General features: G+C 71.3%; 17 protein-coding genes. 9 read left to right on the forward strand and 8 right to left on the reverse strand.

The annotated features are described in order from the left end of the window. The first annotated feature begins 235 nt into the window (after positions 1-235). A complete protein-coding gene (locus OG223_RS12785; RefSeq protein ID WP_329246739.1) occupies positions 236-1,444 on the forward strand; it encodes a S8 family peptidase in 1,209 nt (402 codons plus the stop codon). Positions 1,445-1,682: 238 nt separating this feature from the next. Next, positions 1,683-2,777 (forward strand): DUF5925 domain-containing protein, encoded by a 1,095-nt coding sequence (locus OG223_RS12790; RefSeq protein WP_329246742.1) that lies wholly within the window; start codon positions 1,683-1,685, stop codon positions 2,775-2,777. 70 nt (positions 2,778-2,847) lie between these two features. On the opposite strand, the gene OG223_RS12795 is transcribed toward OG223_RS12790, so the two are convergent. Next, the gene (locus tag OG223_RS12795; RefSeq protein ID WP_329246745.1) at positions 2,848-3,219 is read right to left on the reverse strand and encodes a GntR family transcriptional regulator; all 372 of its coding nucleotides are present in this window, start codon (positions 3,217-3,219) and stop codon (positions 2,848-2,850) included. Between the two features lie 86 nt (positions 3,220-3,305). Here OG223_RS12795 and OG223_RS12800 point away from each other — a divergent pair, with 86 nt between their 5' ends. Further along, complete coding sequence (locus OG223_RS12800) at positions 3,306-4,235, forward strand: GNAT family N-acetyltransferase (protein ID WP_329246748.1); 930 nt, start codon at positions 3,306-3,308, stop codon at positions 4,233-4,235. After that, positions 4,216-4,716 (forward strand): DUF402 domain-containing protein, encoded by a 501-nt coding sequence (locus OG223_RS12805; protein ID WP_329246751.1) that lies wholly within the window; start codon positions 4,216-4,218, stop codon positions 4,714-4,716. The genes OG223_RS12800 and OG223_RS12805 overlap by 20 nt, the downstream gene beginning before the upstream one ends. Positions 4,717-4,783: 67 nt before the next feature. Here OG223_RS12805 and OG223_RS12810 read toward each other — a convergent pair whose 3' ends face one another. Beyond that, the gene (locus OG223_RS12810; protein ID WP_329246753.1) at positions 4,784-5,395 is read right to left on the reverse strand and encodes a class I SAM-dependent methyltransferase; all 612 of its coding nucleotides are present in this window, start codon (positions 5,393-5,395) and stop codon (positions 4,784-4,786) included. A gap of 136 nt (positions 5,396-5,531) precedes the next feature. Here OG223_RS12810 and OG223_RS12815 point away from each other — a divergent pair, with 136 nt between their 5' ends. Beyond that, the gene (locus OG223_RS12815) at positions 5,532-5,666 is read left to right on the forward strand and encodes a hypothetical protein (RefSeq protein WP_267953737.1); all 135 of its coding nucleotides are present in this window, start codon (positions 5,532-5,534) and stop codon (positions 5,664-5,666) included. 17 nt (positions 5,667-5,683) lie between these two features. Here the strand turns inward: OG223_RS12815 and OG223_RS12820 are convergent, their stop codons facing one another. Beyond that, entirely contained in the window at positions 5,684-6,136 is a 453-nt protein-coding gene (locus OG223_RS12820; protein ID WP_329246760.1) for a GNAT family N-acetyltransferase, read from the reverse strand. 192 nt (positions 6,137-6,328) lie between these two features. Here OG223_RS12820 and OG223_RS12825 point away from each other — a divergent pair, with 192 nt between their 5' ends. Then, positions 6,329-7,366, forward strand: coding sequence for a lytic polysaccharide monooxygenase (locus tag OG223_RS12825; protein WP_329246762.1), 1,038 nt, complete (start codon positions 6,329-6,331; stop codon positions 7,364-7,366). Positions 7,367-7,430: 64 nt separating this feature from the next. Here the strand turns inward: OG223_RS12825 and OG223_RS12830 are convergent, their stop codons facing one another. Beyond that, positions 7,431-8,291, reverse strand: a complete 861-nt coding sequence (locus tag OG223_RS12830; RefSeq protein ID WP_329246765.1) for an esterase/lipase family protein — start codon at positions 8,289-8,291, stop codon at positions 7,431-7,433. Between the two features lie 146 nt (positions 8,292-8,437). Continuing rightward, positions 8,438-8,884 (reverse strand): MarR family winged helix-turn-helix transcriptional regulator, encoded by a 447-nt coding sequence (locus OG223_RS12835; RefSeq protein WP_329246767.1) that lies wholly within the window; start codon positions 8,882-8,884, stop codon positions 8,438-8,440. Positions 8,885-8,979: 95 nt separating this feature from the next. Here OG223_RS12835 and OG223_RS12840 point away from each other — a divergent pair, with 95 nt between their 5' ends. Further along, positions 8,980-9,354: a cupin domain-containing protein gene (locus OG223_RS12840; protein ID WP_329265244.1), complete on the forward strand. Its 375-nt coding sequence runs from the start codon at positions 8,980-8,982 to the stop codon at positions 9,352-9,354. A gap of 22 nt (positions 9,355-9,376) precedes the next feature. Here OG223_RS12840 and OG223_RS12845 read toward each other — a convergent pair whose 3' ends face one another. Beyond that, the gene (locus tag OG223_RS12845; protein ID WP_443073710.1) at positions 9,377-9,709 is read right to left on the reverse strand and encodes a hypothetical protein; all 333 of its coding nucleotides are present in this window, start codon (positions 9,707-9,709) and stop codon (positions 9,377-9,379) included. A 38-nt stretch (positions 9,710-9,747) separates the two neighbouring features. Between OG223_RS12845 and OG223_RS12850 the strand changes: the two genes are divergently transcribed. Together OG223_RS12850 and OG223_RS12855 are read left to right on the forward strand one after the other, a co-directional pair. Then, on the forward strand, positions 9,748-9,972 hold the full coding sequence (locus tag OG223_RS12850; protein WP_443073835.1) for an alpha/beta fold hydrolase: 225 nt from the start codon (positions 9,748-9,750) through the stop codon (positions 9,970-9,972). A 157-nt stretch (positions 9,973-10,129) separates the two neighbouring features. Beyond that, positions 10,130-10,333 (forward strand): hypothetical protein, encoded by a 204-nt coding sequence (locus OG223_RS12855; protein ID WP_329246772.1) that lies wholly within the window; start codon positions 10,130-10,132, stop codon positions 10,331-10,333. 28 nt (positions 10,334-10,361) lie between these two features. Here the strand turns inward: OG223_RS12855 and OG223_RS12860 are convergent, their stop codons facing one another. Then, positions 10,362-11,378 (reverse strand): DNA polymerase Y family protein, encoded by a 1,017-nt coding sequence (locus tag OG223_RS12860; RefSeq protein WP_329246776.1) that lies wholly within the window; start codon positions 11,376-11,378, stop codon positions 10,362-10,364. After that, complete coding sequence (locus OG223_RS12865; RefSeq protein WP_329246778.1) at positions 11,375-14,827, reverse strand: DNA polymerase III subunit alpha; 3,453 nt, start codon at positions 14,825-14,827, stop codon at positions 11,375-11,377. Before OG223_RS12865 ends, OG223_RS12860 begins: the two co-directional genes overlap by 4 nt. Positions 14,828-14,859: the final 32 nt, after the last annotated feature.

A 14,859-nucleotide genomic window follows, 5' to 3' on the forward strand; every position in this document is an offset into this window, starting at 1 on the left:
ATTGCCGGGAAGTGTGCATGCCAATGAAGAGGCTGACGGAGTGATTGATTACGTGCTCATGACAGCTCTGTGACAGGCCGTCAACTCCCTTGAACCACACCGGTTCATGACCCAGGCTTTGCTCAGCCTTGGTGCGGAACGCAACGCTCCAGGGTTGTGCGCGCGACAGCGTGCGCACCCCCACAGTCGCGCGCCGGACCCGGGCGCGCGCCGCCTGGAGGAGGACTCCCTCGTAATGGCACTCCTGCGTAGCAAGAAGCTCCGGCTGGCCGCGATAACCGGCGCGGCCACGGCCGCTCTCGTCGGCGGGCTCACCGCACTCCCCGCCCAGGCCGCCCCGGCCACGGGCACGGTACTGGCCGCCGGCTCCCCCACAGCCGTCGACGGCAGCTACATCGTCACCCTCAAGAAGAGCGCCGGCCTCAAAGCGTCCTCGGCCGCGGGCAAGGGACTGGTCAAGGAGTACGGCGGCACGGTCCAGAAGACCTTCGGCACGGTGCTGAACGGCTACACGGCGAGCCTCTCCGCGACCGAGGCCGCGAGACTCGCCGCCGATCCGGCCGTCGCCGCGGTGGAGCAGAACCAGCGCGTCCACCTGACCGACACCACGCAGTCCAGCGCGCCCTGGGGCCTGGACCGCATCGACCAGGCCGCGTTGCCGCTCTCGGGGACGTACACCTACCCGGACAGCGCGGGCAGCGGCGTGACCGTGTACGTCATCGACACCGGGGTGCGGATCACCCACACCCAGATCAGCGGTCGTGCCGCGTACGGCTACGACGCGGTCGACGGCGACACCACCGCCTCCGACGGCAACGGCCACGGCACCCATGTGGCCACGACGATCGCCGGCTCGACGTACGGCGTCGCCAAGAAGGCGAACATCGTGGCGGTCCGGGTGCTCGACAACAGCGGTTCGGGTACGACGGCCGGTGTGATCGCGGGCATCGACTGGGTGACCTCGAACCACACCACCCCGGCGGTCGCCAACATGTCGCTCGGCGGCGGCGCTTCGACCACGCTCGACACCGCGGTCGCCAACTCCATCTCCAGCGGGGTGACTTACGCGATCGCGGCGGGCAACAGCGCGGCCAACGCCTCCTCGTACTCCCCCGCCCGGGTCGCCACGGCGATCACGGTCGGCGCCACCACCAGCACGGACGCCAAGGCCAGTTACTCCAACTACGGTTCGGTGCTGGACATCTTCGCGCCCGGCTCCTCGATCCTGGCGGGCTACAACACCAGTGACACCGCCACCGCCACCCTGTCGGGCACCTCGATGGCGACCCCGCACGTGGCGGGCGCCGCCGCCGTCTATCTCGCGGGCCACACCTCGTCCACGCCCGCCCAGGTCGCCACGGCCCTGGTGAACGGCGCCACTTCGGGTGTCGTGACCAGCGCGGGCACCGGGTCGCCGAACAAGCTGCTGAAGATCGTCCCGTAACGCTCACCCGCCCCACCCGAACGACCGTTTCCCCGGAGGCAGCAGGCGCCTCCGGGGAACGTTTTTACGGAGATGCCCGAGAACAGCCGCCGCCGGCACCGAGCGGGCGCGACCAGGACCAAGGAGATACACGGCCGACACGGAGCGGACACATCGGGTGGACCGGGCGGAGCCGACACTCGGGGGCGCACTGCGGAAAGCGGGTGCACACGGCGTCGTCGTGCCGGATCATGGCCCCATGTCCGCTAACCCGCACGACGCGCTGCCGATCCGGCTCAACGTCGACGACTCCGACTCCCCGTCCGATGTCGTCGACGCGCTGTTCCTCGGCCGCTTCGCGACGGGCGAGCAGCCGTACTCGCACGCGGCGAACATCGACCGCGTACGGTCCGGGGCGACCCTGCTCCCGCCGGGCGCCCGCGTGCTGCGCGCCGCCCGCGACGACGACCGCAGCGCGACGCTGGCCGAGGGCGACGGCTGGACCCTGCTGATCTCCCGCTGGAACCGGGGCGCCGACGTCACGGTCACGGCGACCAGCGAGGAACTCGCCGAGAAGGTCCTGGAGCAGGCGACCGACGGCGCGGCCGACGAACCCGAACCGCAGCCGGAGAACGTGACGATGGGGTTCTGGTACGTCTCCCCCCGGCGCGGTCCGCACCGTACGACCCGGCAGATCTCGGCGGGTACGTGGGACGAGGTGCGCCCCAACTACACGGGCCCGGTGGCGGAGGCGATGGACAGCCTGATGAAGACGACGCCGGAGGACATCGCGGGCCGGCTGCTGTTGCTGCACGGACCGCCGGGCACCGGCAAGACCTCGGCGCTGCGCACGCTGGCCCGTTCCTGGCGGGACTGGTGTCAGGTGGACTGCGTACTGGACCCGGAGCGGCTGTTCAACGATGTCGGCTATCTGATGGACATCGCGATCGGCGAGGACGACACGACGGGGAAGGGGCGTTGGCGGCTCCTTCTCCTCGAGGACTGCGACGAGTTGATCCGCGGCGAGGCGAAGCACACGGCGGGCCAGGCCCTCTCCCGTCTGCTGAACCTGACGGACGGCCTGCTCGGCCAGGGCCGCAACGTGCTGGTGGGCGTCACCACCAACGAGGACCTGGAGCGTCTCCACCCCGCCGTGGTCCGCCCCGGCCGCTGTCTGGCCCGTATCGAGGTGGGCGCGCTCACCCGCAAGGAGGCGGTGAACTGGCTCGGCACGGAGGAGGGCGTCGGCCGCGAGGGCGCGACCCTGGCGGAGCTGTACGCACTGCGCCGGGGCACCCAGCCGACGTCGGTACCGGACCAGCGGGAGGGGGCGGACGCGGGGTTGTACTTGTAGGCACCGCCCGTACTTCCGCTGGTCTTTTGTCTCCGCCGCAACGGCGGATCACGGCGGTGCCGAACTCCCCTCAGCCCTCCCCGTAGGCCGCCCGCAGGGCATCCCGCACGGCCGCCACCGCATCCCCCTCCGTAAGCCCCAGCCGCCGAACCTTCTCGGCATAGGCCTGCGCGGCCAACGACGCCTCACGCTCAGCCGCCGAGCCCGCGGCAGCGACCAGCGTTCCGTTGCGGCCCCGCGTCTCGATCACCCCGTCCGCCTCCAGGGCCCGGTACGCCTTGGCGACGGTGTTGGCGGCGAGGCCCAGCGACTCGGCCAGCCCCCGTACCGTGGGCAGCCGGTAGCCGACCGGCAGGGCTCCGGACCGGGCCTGCTCCGAGATCTGGGCGCGGATCTGCTCGTAGGGCGCGGCGCTGTCATCGATGTGGATCTTCAGGGTCACGGCCCGATTCTCCCGCACCCGGCGGCGAACGCACCCCCGGAAAATGAGAGGCACTCCGGCACGGCCGCGACGTAGCGTGCGACTCCATGACCGTGATCGTGCGCGACCTTCGCCCCGCCGTCCGAGCGGACCTGGACGGCTTCGTCCAGGTCCGCCGCCTCGTCCTCCCCTTCATGGTGTTCACCCCGGAGTCCGTCGTCTTCGACATCGCCCACGCCCATCCGGAGGCCGCGCTGCGCAGGCTGCTCGCGGAGGAGGACGGCGAGATCATCGGCACGGCCCAGGTGGGCATCGCCTACGACAGCCCGGAGCCGGGCCAGGGCTTCGTCAACGTGCATGTGCGCCCGGGGCACACCCGCCGGGGCGCGGGCGGGCTCCTGGTCCGCACCGCCGAGGAACACCTGGCCGCCGCGGGCGCCACCCGGCTCCACTCCTGGGTCCTGGACGACCCGGCCAACCGCGCCTTCGCCGAGCGCTTCGGCTATACGGCGAGCCGTTCCGCGCGCTTCCTGCGGCTGGACCTGGCGCACGGCACGCTGCCTCCGCTCCAGGACCCGCCGCCGGACGTGGAGATCCGCCCGGGCTCGGCCTTCTCCGACGACCCGCGCCCCCTGTTCGCCCTGGACTCGGAGGCGACGCTGGACGAACCCAGCGACATCGACACCGAGTTCACCGACTACGAGGCCTGGCTGGACGAGACCTGGCGACACCCCCTGTTCAGCGCCGAGTTGACGTCCGTGGCCGTCGTCGACGGACGCCCGGCGGCCTTCAGCGCGGTCCGCGCGGACGGCAGCACGCGTTACTTCACGGCCATGACCGGCACCGCCCGCGCCCACCGCGGCCGGGGCCTCGCCAAGCTCGCCAAGAACGACTCACTGCACCGCGCCCGCGCCGCCGGATACGCGGATGCGTTCACGGGCAACGACACCGGCAACGCGCCGATGCTCGCGATCAACACATGGCTCGGCTACGAAATCTGCGCCGCGGAGGTGCGCTATGTCCGTGAACTCACCTGATCCCACCCCCCAGTTGGACGTCGTCCTCCTCAAGGCGGGCCGTACGAAGATCCGTTACGCGGCGGAGCTGCTCTTCGACGACGGCGTCCGCCTCGCCGTCCGCGCCCCGTGGTCCGGTGCCGACGTCCGCGACTTCGGCTTCGTGCGGTTCGAGCCCGGTGACGTGTTCACCGAGTACTACTGGCGGGACCGCTGGTACGCGGTGAAGGAAGTCCGGGACGGCGCCGGGGAGTTGAAGGGCTGGTACTGCGACATCACCCGCCCCGCCGCGCTCTCCGGTACCGAACTCGTCGTAGAAGACCTCGATCTGGACCTGTGGCGCTCCGCGGACGGCACGGACGTGCGGCGCCTGGACGAGGACGAGTTCGCGGAGAGCGGGCTGGCCGAGTCGGACCCCATGGCCGCGGCGGCGGCCGTGGCGGCGCTCGACGAGCTGGAGGGGCTGGCCCGTGAAGGCGGCTTCGACGCGCTGCTCGCGTGACGCTCGGCTCACTGCCGGTGTGACGGCGGGCGGGCCGGGTCACGGTATGACGGCGGGCGGGCCGGGCTTACGGCACGGCCACCACCGCGTACCGCTCGTCGGCCACGGCCCCGCCCCACAGCAGCGGGTCCTCGGACAGCCGCTCCACGCGCACGTGCCCGGTGGCGGCGGGTATCAGGGGTGCCAGGAGGCCGGTGAGGCGGTCGGCGGGGATGCCGACCGGGCCGACCGTCCCCCAGCGGCCCTCGATCAGCACGAGCCGGCCGCCGGGGCGGAGCAGATCGCACCAGTGCCGCAGGACCCGGGCGGGGTCGGGCAGCGTCCACAGCACATGCCGGACGAGGACGACGTCGAAGCGCTGCTCGCCCACCGGTGGGGCCGCCGCGTCACCGATGAGAAACGCCGCGTCACGGCCGGCCAGCTTCGCGCGGGCGAGGTCGATCATCGCCGGGGAGAGGTCGACGCCGGTGACCCGGTGCCCCTGCTCGGCCGCGAGGAGCGACAGGGTGCCGGTGCCGCAGCCGAGGTCGAGGACGTCGGCCGCGCCGGCGGGCAGCCAGGCGCGCAGCCGGTCGGCCCAGGCCCGGCGGATCTCCGGGTCGCGCAGGCCGTGATCAGGCTCTTCGTCGAAGGTGGCGGCCTGCGCATCCCAGTCGAAGTTCGCTACAGGTTCACTCATGCGCCAAGCGTGACACCCACCACTGACAGTCGAATTCGTGACAGCCGCCACAGACAGACCCGCGCCGATGAGTCACCCTCCCGGGAACGGTCCACCTCGTGAGAACACGGACCCGGGTGGACACAAGGAGGCAGCCATGCGCCGCGTGACCGTGCAGAAGCCCCTGAAGAAGTCGGACACCCGCCGCGTGCGGGACGAGCCCGACGAGCGCCCCACCGAGCGCCCCGAGGTCCGAAAGGACATCGCCCGCACCTGGTGGCCGGACGGCTGAGCCCGGTCCGGCACCGGTCAGTCGAGCCGCTTCCGGTAGTGGACGCGGTCGTACGGCCCGTCCGTGCGCCGCGCGACGACCTCGTACCCGAACTTCGGGTAGATCTCCTGGTTCTCCGACATCAGCGCGTTCGTGTAGAGCCTGACTTCCGGCAGCCCGAGCGCACGCGCGCGTGCGTCCACGAAGTCCAGGAGCAGTCGCCCGACGCCCCTGCCGTGTGCCTCGGGGTGGACGGCGATGCTGTCGAGAAACAGGTGATCGTCGCGCTCCTCGATCACCACGAGTCCGATCACGGGGTCGCCCGTCACGAACACCCGCCCGGCGGCAACATTCGCCATGTGGTCCGCCTCCATGGGCTGCGGCACCACACCGATGCGCGCGATGTAGTGGCGGTACGCCATGTCGGTCACACCCTTGACGGCGGGCACGTCGGTGGCGACGGCCGCGCGAACCTCTTCCGGCCCGCTCATCCTCAACACCTCTCCGGGCTCCCCGAGCCGTCCCTCCCTGAGCCCTCGGTTAGCCCTGCCTTAACACCACCATAAGGATCTCCCTCTCCCCTCCCCAGCAGGCGATTTCGCGGTTTCCAGGGGCTAGCTTCTGATCACCCCCACGGGATCTGTCCCCCGCACCGCGAACCGTCCGAGGAGTTGGAGTCCGTCATGCCCGCACGCCGCAAGGCCGCCGCTGTCGCCGCCCTCGGTCTGACCCCTCTCGCGCTGACCGCGCTCGCCGCGGCGCCCGCGGCGGCGCACGGTTCGATGGGGAACCCGGTCAGCCGGGTCGCGCAGTGCTACGCGGAGGGGCCGGAGAACCCGAGGTCTGCCGCGTGCAAGGCGGTGGTCGCGGCCGGTGGCACACAGGCGCTCTACGACTGGAACGGCATCCGGATCGGCGACGCGAACGGACAGCATCAGACGCTGATCCCGGACGGCAAGCTGTGCAGCGCGAACAACGAGGAGTTCAAGGGCCTCGACCTGGCCCGCACCGACTGGCCGGCGACCGACGTGAGCAGCGGCCCGTACACCTTCAAGTACCGCGTGACCGCCCCGCACAAAGGCACCTTCAAGGTGTACGTCACCAAGTCCGGCTACGACCCCGCGCAGCCGCTCGCCTGGGCGGACCTGGACCTGGAGCACCCGGTCGCGACCTCCACCGACCCGGTCGCCGCGGGCGGCTTCTACACCTTCTCCGGCACCCTTCCGCAGCGCTCCGGCAAGCAGCTCCTGTACGCGATCTGGCAGCGCTCGGACAGCCCGGAGGCGTTCTACTCCTGCTCGGACGTCAGCTTCGGCGGAAGCAGCGGTGGCAGTGGCGGCAGCAACAGCGGTGGTACGGCGGGCAGTTCGACGCCGACGCCCGCCCCGGCCACTCCCGCCACTCCCGCGCCCACCGCCTCCGCCCCGTCCAACCAGCAGATCGCGGCCGGTGCCGACAAGTCGACCGTCGAGCACCACGGCCACGGGGACGCGGACGCGAGCACCTCGGCGGAGCCGGTCGCCGCGAAGGATCAGGCCACCGCCGAGGCCAACGAACCGCAGACGGCGGGCAGTTCACGCGATCTCGCCGAGACCGGGGCCAACGACAGCTCGCCGTATCTCGTCATCGGCGGCGCGGCCTCCCTGGCACTCGGCGCGACAGCCCTGTTCGCCTCGGTCCGCCGTCGCGCGACCAACGGCGGTGGACGGCACGGCCGTTAGGACGGCTGTGCAGGGGGCGGGGCCTGTCCGGCGGCTCAGGTCGGACAGGCCCCGCGGTGTGCCATCAGCTCAGTGCCGACAGGCAGTTGGTGGTGGTGGCGTGCGCGGGGTCGAGGGCGTTGGCGACTTCGTGGAAGGCGATCCGGTCCGTCAGCCCGAGCAGGGCGTGTTCGGAGAGATCGACTGAACACAGGTTCTGGATCAGCACGTTGTGCACGTCGGACCCGCTCAGGAACTGGCTGCTGTACGGCGTGACCACCTCGTCGTAGCGGGTGGCGATGACCGTGTAGTGGACGCCGGGGACGGTGTCGCCGCCCGCGTTCAGCTTGGCGAGGAAGGCCGAGCCGGCGATCTGGTCGGCGAGGCCGGGAGCCGCCGCCGAGATCACGTCCTCGGCGCCGGGGAAGTACGGCAGGAGTTTGGTGAGGCCGTCCAGGGTGGTGCCGTGGTTGTCGGGCGCGATGCCGACGAAGGTGTTCACCTTGGCGGCCCCGCCGAGGAACTTGAGGTAGTAGCGGGGCATCATCCCGCCCTGCGAGTGCCCGACGAGGTCGGCCTTGGCCGCGCCGGTCGCGGCGAGCACCGTGTCGACGTACGTCTGGAGTTGTTCTGCCGACTTGTCGATGGGGCCGAGGCCGTAGACGAGGGGGACGCCGGGGAGTTGGCCGTAGTCGAGGGAGAAGACGCAGTAGCCGCGGGCCACCAGGTACGGCGCGAGGGCCAGCCAGTTGTCGGTGCTGTTGGCGAAGGTGCCGTGGACGAGGACGACGGGGTGGGGGTGGGTGGCGGAGGGCCGGCAGTCGTAGTCGTTCCAGCCGCTGCTGGACGCGGTCGAGGCCTGGGCGGTGGCGGCGGGGACGGCGACGACCGCGGCGGTCAGCAGCAGTGCGGTCAGGGGTCTGAGCACTCGTTTCCAGGGCAGCATCGTGTGATCTCCTTGCGGCTCAAGGGAGTTGCGACGGCCTTACGCCCTGTGATCCGGATCACAAGAATGCTGTTCACTCGTCAAGTTACGAGCGAGTAGGTGAAGTGTGAAGTTACGCGTCAGTAAAAACTTTCAGTGACAACCGGTCACCAGGCAGGCCTGAGGGGACCGTAGGGCGCAATACGCCGCAAACGGTCACACAACACGCGCACTTCACTCTCGCCGAGCAGTTCGACCCAGGACTGCACGGCATCGGCGGCGGCCTCCTCCGCGGCTCGCGTACAGGCCCAGCCCAACTCCGTGAGCACGACCAGCCGGGCACGCGCGTCACCGGGATGCGGGCGCCGCTCGACGTACCCCTTCCGCACGAGCTCGTCGACGAGCTGACTGGCGGCCTGCTTGGTGATGCCGAGGTGCGCGGCAAGATCGGTGGCCGTCGCGCCGTCCGGGGCGAGGCGCACGAAGGCGAAGCCGTGCGCGGGCCGCACTCCCTCGAACCCGCGGGCCACGACCCCGTCGTTGATGCGCTTCGTCAGGTCACCCGCGGCGGCGAGCAGAGCGGCGGTCAGGGCGATGGCCTCGGAGTTCTCCACGACGGCATTGAAACACCCTTGACGAACCGGTCAAGCTGCTTGACCATGATGGGCATATGGTCAAGCAGCTTGACTATCTGCATCTGGAGGCAGTCGTGCCCGTCGTCCACCCGTCCGACGCCGTCGTCCACGAGATCCACGGCGCCCGCTTCGTCTCGTACGCCCATCCCCGCACCGGCAGCAAGGAGTTGTGTGCCTGGCGCGGCGAGATCCCCGCCGGCACCAAGGCGCCCCTGCACACCGTCAATCACGAGGAGATCCTGCACATCCTCGAAGGCGAGCTGGTGATCACGCTCGACGGCCGTACCGAGCGGGTCGGTGCGGGTGACACGCTGATCATCAACCCCGGCGCGACCTTCGGCGCCGAGAACCCCACCGACCGGACCGTGATCACCTGGGTCACCACGACCATCGGCCTGGAGGCCGATCTGGCCGACGGCACCCGCATCGTCGCGCCGTGGGCCAACTGACGTACGGACAAGGGGAGTCCGGTCACATGTGGACGATCGGGCCGCTCGGTTCGCCGCTCACGGGACGGCCCTTGTGGAACATGAGCGCGGCGATCACGGCGCCCGCGGCGAAGAGGCCGGCCGACCACCAGTACGCGGTCGAGTAACTGTGCAACTGGGCCTGGGCCACGGTGGCCGGGGTGGATGCCTTGCCGACAAGGTAGGCGGTCGCGGCGCTCGCGGCGAGGGTGTTGAGCAGGGCGGTGCCGATGGCGCCGCCGACCTGCTGCATCGTGTTGACCGCCGCGGAGGCGACACCGGCGTCCTCGACCCTGACCCCGTGGATGGACAGACTTCCGCCCGAAGAGGTCGGCAAGCCTGCCGCCGAGGAGCAGACTGCCGAAGGCCAGGGCGCTGCTCTCGACCGCGCCGTCCACCACGAGCGTCGCCGCCTGGCACCGGAAGCCGTTTTGGTACGCCGTCTCGAAGAACGACCGCACCATCGACCCCGAGCTGGAGCGCTTCATGGCCCGTCGCATGAACGCCACGACCATCGAGGTCGACTCCGGCCACCTGTCGCTCGTGACGCACCCGGAAGTGATCACCAGGCTCATCCTGCGGGCCGCGGCGAACAGTTGACGCCCCCGGCGCCCCTTCACTCCAGCACTCCGGTCGGTACGACGTTCCCGTTCCGTAAGGTTTTCGACCGCCCCGGCCGCGCCGAACGGGACGAAGCTGAGCGGTGAACGCGGGCGGGTACCGCCGCGGACGTACCGTTGCGAGGAATGGAGTGACCATGTTGGTCCGCGGTATCGGCGGGATCATCCTCGTCGTGCTGGGCGCGGTCTGGATCGCGCAGGGCACCGGCGCGATGAACGGCTCGGCCATGTCCGGCCACGGCCAGTACGCGGTGCTGGGCGTGGCGGCCGCGCTGATCGGGCTCTTCCTGCTGGTGCGGGCCTGGCGGGTGCGGAACCAGGACCACCGCCAACACCCATGAGCGCGGGGGCGGTTACCGGCGACGGAGGTCAGTCGGCCAGGGCTGCCGGGCGTACGGCCTCCGGTCCGAAGCGGCGGCGGGCCCGGTCCGCGGCGGCTTCGACCGCGCGGGCGCGATCGGCGGCGGGATCCATGGAGAGCTGACGGTAGGCGCTGCCGGCCGGCCGCAGATCGTCGGCGCGGAGCACGAAGGCGCGGACGCGGGCGCGCTGCAGTCCCAGGGAGGTCAACAGGCCCAGGGCGGTGGCCGCGAGGGCGGGTGAGTGGTCGGTGGGTTCCGGCAGGGCGCGGGTGCGGGTGGTGGAGATGGGGGTCCCCCCGCTCGAACGAAGTTGAGAGTGGGGGAGGTCGGCGTAGCGGACCGCGAGGGTGAGCCGGCCCGCGAACTGCCTCTCCCCGCGCAGGCGTTGGCCGATCCGGTCGGCAAGTCCCAGGACGGCCCGGTGGTGTTGGGCCGGGTCCAGGCAGTCCCGGCTCAGGACCAGGTCGGCGGCCATGTGTGCCGCCGGTTCCGCGGGGACGACCGGGCGGGGGTCGTGGCCGCGGGCGCGCTCGGTCAACAGCCGTGCCTGGCCTGCCCCGAGAAGCCGTTGCAGGGTCGCCGGAGGCAGGTCGGTGAGCTGGCCGATGGTGTGCAGGCCGTATCGGCGCAGCGTGTCCGCCGTGGCGCGGCCGATCCCGGGCAGCGCGGTGACCGGCCTGGGGTACAGCCAGTCGGCCACCTCCTCGGCGGGCACCGGGGTGGTGTCCCCGGGCGCGGACGCGTCGGCCGCCATCGCCGCCAGCATGCGGTTGCCCGCGAGCCCGGCGCTGCTGTCGATGCCGTAGTGGGCCTTCAGCCTCATCTTCACCGTCTGGACCGCGTCGTAGGCGGACATGTCGAAGTACCGGAGCGCCGAAGTCAGGTCCACCTGAAGGGCGTTGGGCGGGACCGCCTGGACATGGGGCGTGATTCCGGACACCAGTTCGATTACGTCGCCGTACTGGACCTCGCTCAGCGCGGCATGCAGATGGAAGTGGGCGATGTACCGCTGACGTGTGCTCATCCCGCACTCCCCGGGCTGCGATGGCCGAACTTCTTCAGGTCGGCGGAGCGGGTGCCGGCGGGCTGGAGGTCGGCGTACGGATGCAGACGGGCGCCGGTGGTGCCGTTGGCGAGGGTGCGGTGCGGCTGGGCGGGCGTCGGGTGCGGGCGGGCGGCGCCCAGGAGGGCGAGCGCCGCCTCGGGGCCGTCGTCCCTGCGGGCCGCCGCGATCTCGTCCAGGTCCCAGGCCATGGAACCGACGACGGTACGACGGGTGCCGCGCACCTGGACCGTGCCACGCACCAGCAGCAGCCCGCTGTGGAAGACCGTGTACGCGCAGGCCGGATGGGAGTCCTCGAAGAAGGCGAGGTCGACCAGACCAGAGCCGTCCTCCAGGGTGACGAAGATGATCCGCTTGCCGCTAGCGATCGGCGGGGTCTGCGTCGAGGCCCGCACCCCGGCGACCAACACCTGTTGCCCCGCCCGCAGTTCGGCCAGATGCGCCGCGTCCGTCGCGCCGATCTCGCGCAGCAGCCGGTGGTGATGCTCCATCAGATGCCGGGAGACGTCGATGCCGAGCGTGCCCAACTCGGCGCTCAGCGCCTCGCGTCCGGTCAGCTCCGGCAGCCCGCTCGGCTCCGCTCCCCCAACAGCACCCGTGTCCATGGGCAGTTGACCGGCACCCGCGGCCCGGTTGCGGGACTGCCGGTGCAACTCGGTGATCTGGAGCAGGAGATCACGCCGGGTGAGCCGGCCGTCGTGCAGACAGGTCAACGCGCCTATCTCGGCGAGGCGTTCGGCGACCGGTCTGCTGGGGCGGCCCCGCTGCCAGAAGTCCGACAGCGATCCGTACGGCTGCCCCTCCTCGATCCGCGCGCACTCCTCCTCGCCGATACCGCGCACCCCGGACAGCGCGAGCCGCACACCCCACTCCTCCTGCTCGGCCATCTCCACGGTGTGCCGCACCCTGGAGCGGTTGATGTCGACGGGCAGCACCGGCACACCCCGACGGCGGGCGTCGGAGACCAGCACGCGCTTGGGCCACATCCCGGGGTCGTGTTCGAGCAACCCGGCCAGCAGGAACGCCGGATAGTGCGCCTTCAACCAGGCGCTCTGCAGGGCCGGTACGGCGAACGCGACCGCGTGCGCGCGGCAGAAACCGTAGGCCCCGAAGGCTTCGACGGTCTCCCAGACCTCGTCCCGGACGGCCGCGCTGTAGCCACGCGCGCGTGCCTTCTGGTGGAACCACTCCTTGATCCGGGGCAGTTGGTCCTTGTCGCCGAGGGCCCGCCGGGTGATCTCCGCGAAAGCCCGGTCGCAGCCGGTCAGTACGCGGAGGGTCTCGATGATCTGCTCGTGCCAGATGGTCACGCCGTAGGTGTCGGCGAGCACCGGTTCGAGGTCTTCGTGCGCGTACGACGGTGTGCCGCCGTGGCGGGCCGCGATGTACCGCTCGGGCATGCCGCCGGCGACCGGGCCCGGACGGAAGAGACTGATGTCGGCGATGACGTCCTGCACGTCACGGGGTTGGAGCCGGGACAGGAGGTCCTGCTGGCCCGGCGACTCCAACTGGAACAGGCCCAGCGTCTGGCTCTCCTGGATGAGCTTGAAGGCGAACACGTCGTCCAGCGGCACCTGTTGGGGGTCGTCCAGGTCGATACGGTTTCCCGTGGTGCGTTCGATCTCGGTGACGGCGTGGGCCATCGCGGACTGCATCCGGACGCCGAGGACGTCGAGTTTGATGTTGCCGAGCGCTTCGATCTCCTCCTTCGCTGCCATGGCCATGGGGTAGTCGCCCTGGGGGGTGGGCTGCACGGGCAGCCGGTCCAGGAGGGTCGCGTCGCTGATGACGACTCCGCAGGGGTGCATGGCCATGCCGTGGACCAGGGCGTCGAGGCCCTCGGCGAGTTCCCACAAGGGGCCGAACCGGTGTGCCTCGGCGGCCAGTTGGCGTAGTTCGGGCAGTTCGGCGAGCGCGCTCGTGATGTCGGAGGCGCGCAGATGCGGGAAGCTCTTGGCAATCCGGTCGACGTCGGCCGGGGCGATGCCCAGCGCGAGGCCGGTGTCGCGCAGCGCCCTGCGAGCCCGGTAGGTCTCGGGCATCGCGGTGACCGCCACCCGCTCCTTGCCGAAGCGCTCGAAGATCGTGTCGTAGCACTCCAGGCGGCGGGCGGACTCCACGTCGATGTCGATGTCGGGCAGTGATTCGCGGCGGGTGCTCAGGAAGCGTTCGAACAGCAGGCTGTGGTCGAGCGGGTTGGCGGTGGCGATGTCCAGCGCGTGGCAGACCAGCGAGCCGGCGCCGGAGCCGCGGGCGGCGACCCGGATGCCCTTGGCCCGGATGTCGGCGACGACCTGTCCGACGGCGAGGAAGTACGCGTCGTAGTTCCAGTGGGAGATGACGGCGAGTTCCTCGTCCAGCCGGTCGAGGGCCGCCCGGTCGCGGTCGAGGCCGCGGCGGACCAGGCCCTCCTCGGACCTCAGGCGCAGCAGTCCGGCCGCGCCGCCCGTCTCCGGTCCGGCGCCGAAGAGCGAGGGTTCCGGGAAGTGGGGTGTGCCGAGGCCGAGGTCGGCCGCCGGGTCGACGGCACATTCGGCCGCCGTGTGCGCGGTGTCCGTCAGCAGACGGCGTGCCCGGTGGGTGTCCGCTCCGGCGCACTCGGCGATCATCCGCGCCACGACCGTCATCTCCTTCTCGTCCTTGAGCCAGCGCTGGCCACTGTCCAGGCGACGGCGGTCGATCGGGCGGAGCAGCCGGGCCGCGTCCAGGACGTCGGCGAGGCGGTGCTGGTCGGGGTCGGCGTAGCGGACGGCGTTGGAGAGCACGGCGGTGGTGCGGGTGCGGTCGGCGAGTGCCAGGGTGCGGGCGGCCAGGCGGAGGGAGCCCGGCCCTGTGCTGAAACGTTTCTGCGCGACGGCTTCCAGCCGGACCCCCCTCCCGAAGACCTCCTTCCAGGGCGCCAGCAGCTTCATCGCGACGTCCTCCCGGCCCACCGACAGCGCCCGCACCGGCTCCGAGAGCGGCCCGAGCAGCACGGTCAGCCCGGGGCCGCCGTACGCGCGCAGCGCCTCCCACGGCACCACCGGCGCCGTACCGGACAGGGCACCCTCGTGCGCCGCCGACGTGATGCGGCACAGTCGCGCCCAGCCCTCCCGGTCCTGGGCGAGCAGCACGAACCGCAGCGGCGGCTCGATCACGTGCGCGCCGCCCCGCGCGGGGGTGGGACGCCGTCGGCCGGGCGGCGGGGGTGCGAGCGCCTCCACCGCCAGGTCGACACCGAAGAGCGGCCGGACCCCCTCCTTCGCGCACGCCCGCGCGAACCGGACGGCACCGGTGACCGTGTCCCGGTCGGTGAGCGCGAGCGCCGTCAGGCCCCGTTCGGCCGCCCGTTTCGCGAGCTGCTCGGGGTGGGCGGCGCCGTAGCGGGCGGAGTAACCGGACGCGACGTGCAGATGGGCGAAGCCCGCCATGCCGCACCTCCATCACTCCACCCCTTTTCGGC

Origin of the sequence: Streptomyces sp. NBC_01478 (genome assembly GCF_036227225.1) — a bacterium.
GTDB lineage: Bacteria > Actinomycetota > Actinomycetes > Streptomycetales > Streptomycetaceae > Streptomyces.

Bases quoted from the DNA above. Each gene is read 5' to 3' on its own strand.
- OG223_RS12865 (WP_329246778.1), bottom strand. From the start codon at position 14,827: ATGGCGGGCTTCGCCCATCTGCACGTCGCGTCCGGTTACTCCGCCCGC.
- OG223_RS12815 (WP_267953737.1), top strand. From the start codon at position 5,532: ATGCGCCGCGTGACCGTGCAGAAGCCCCTGAAGAAGTCGGACACCCGC.
- OG223_RS12855 (WP_329246772.1), top strand. From the start codon at position 10,130: ATGTTGGTCCGCGGTATCGGCGGGATCATCCTCGTCGTGCTGGGCGCG.
- OG223_RS12830 (WP_329246765.1), bottom strand. From the start codon at position 8,291: ATGCTGCCCTGGAAACGAGTGCTCAGACCCCTGACCGCACTGCTGCTG.
- OG223_RS12825 (WP_329246762.1), top strand. From the start codon at position 6,329: ATGCCCGCACGCCGCAAGGCCGCCGCTGTCGCCGCCCTCGGTCTGACC.
- OG223_RS12810 (WP_329246753.1), bottom strand. From the start codon at position 5,395: ATGAGTGAACCTGTAGCGAACTTCGACTGGGATGCGCAGGCCGCCACC.
- OG223_RS12790 (WP_329246742.1), top strand. From the start codon at position 1,683: ATGTCCGCTAACCCGCACGACGCGCTGCCGATCCGGCTCAACGTCGAC.
- OG223_RS12800 (WP_329246748.1), top strand. From the start codon at position 3,306: ATGACCGTGATCGTGCGCGACCTTCGCCCCGCCGTCCGAGCGGACCTG.
- OG223_RS12785 (WP_329246739.1), top strand. From the start codon at position 236: ATGGCACTCCTGCGTAGCAAGAAGCTCCGGCTGGCCGCGATAACCGGC.
- OG223_RS12805 (WP_329246751.1), top strand. From the start codon at position 4,216: ATGTCCGTGAACTCACCTGATCCCACCCCCCAGTTGGACGTCGTCCTC.
- OG223_RS12860 (WP_329246776.1), bottom strand. From the start codon at position 11,378: ATGAGCACACGTCAGCGGTACATCGCCCACTTCCATCTGCATGCCGCG.
- OG223_RS12820 (WP_329246760.1), bottom strand. From the start codon at position 6,136: ATGAGCGGGCCGGAAGAGGTTCGCGCGGCCGTCGCCACCGACGTGCCC.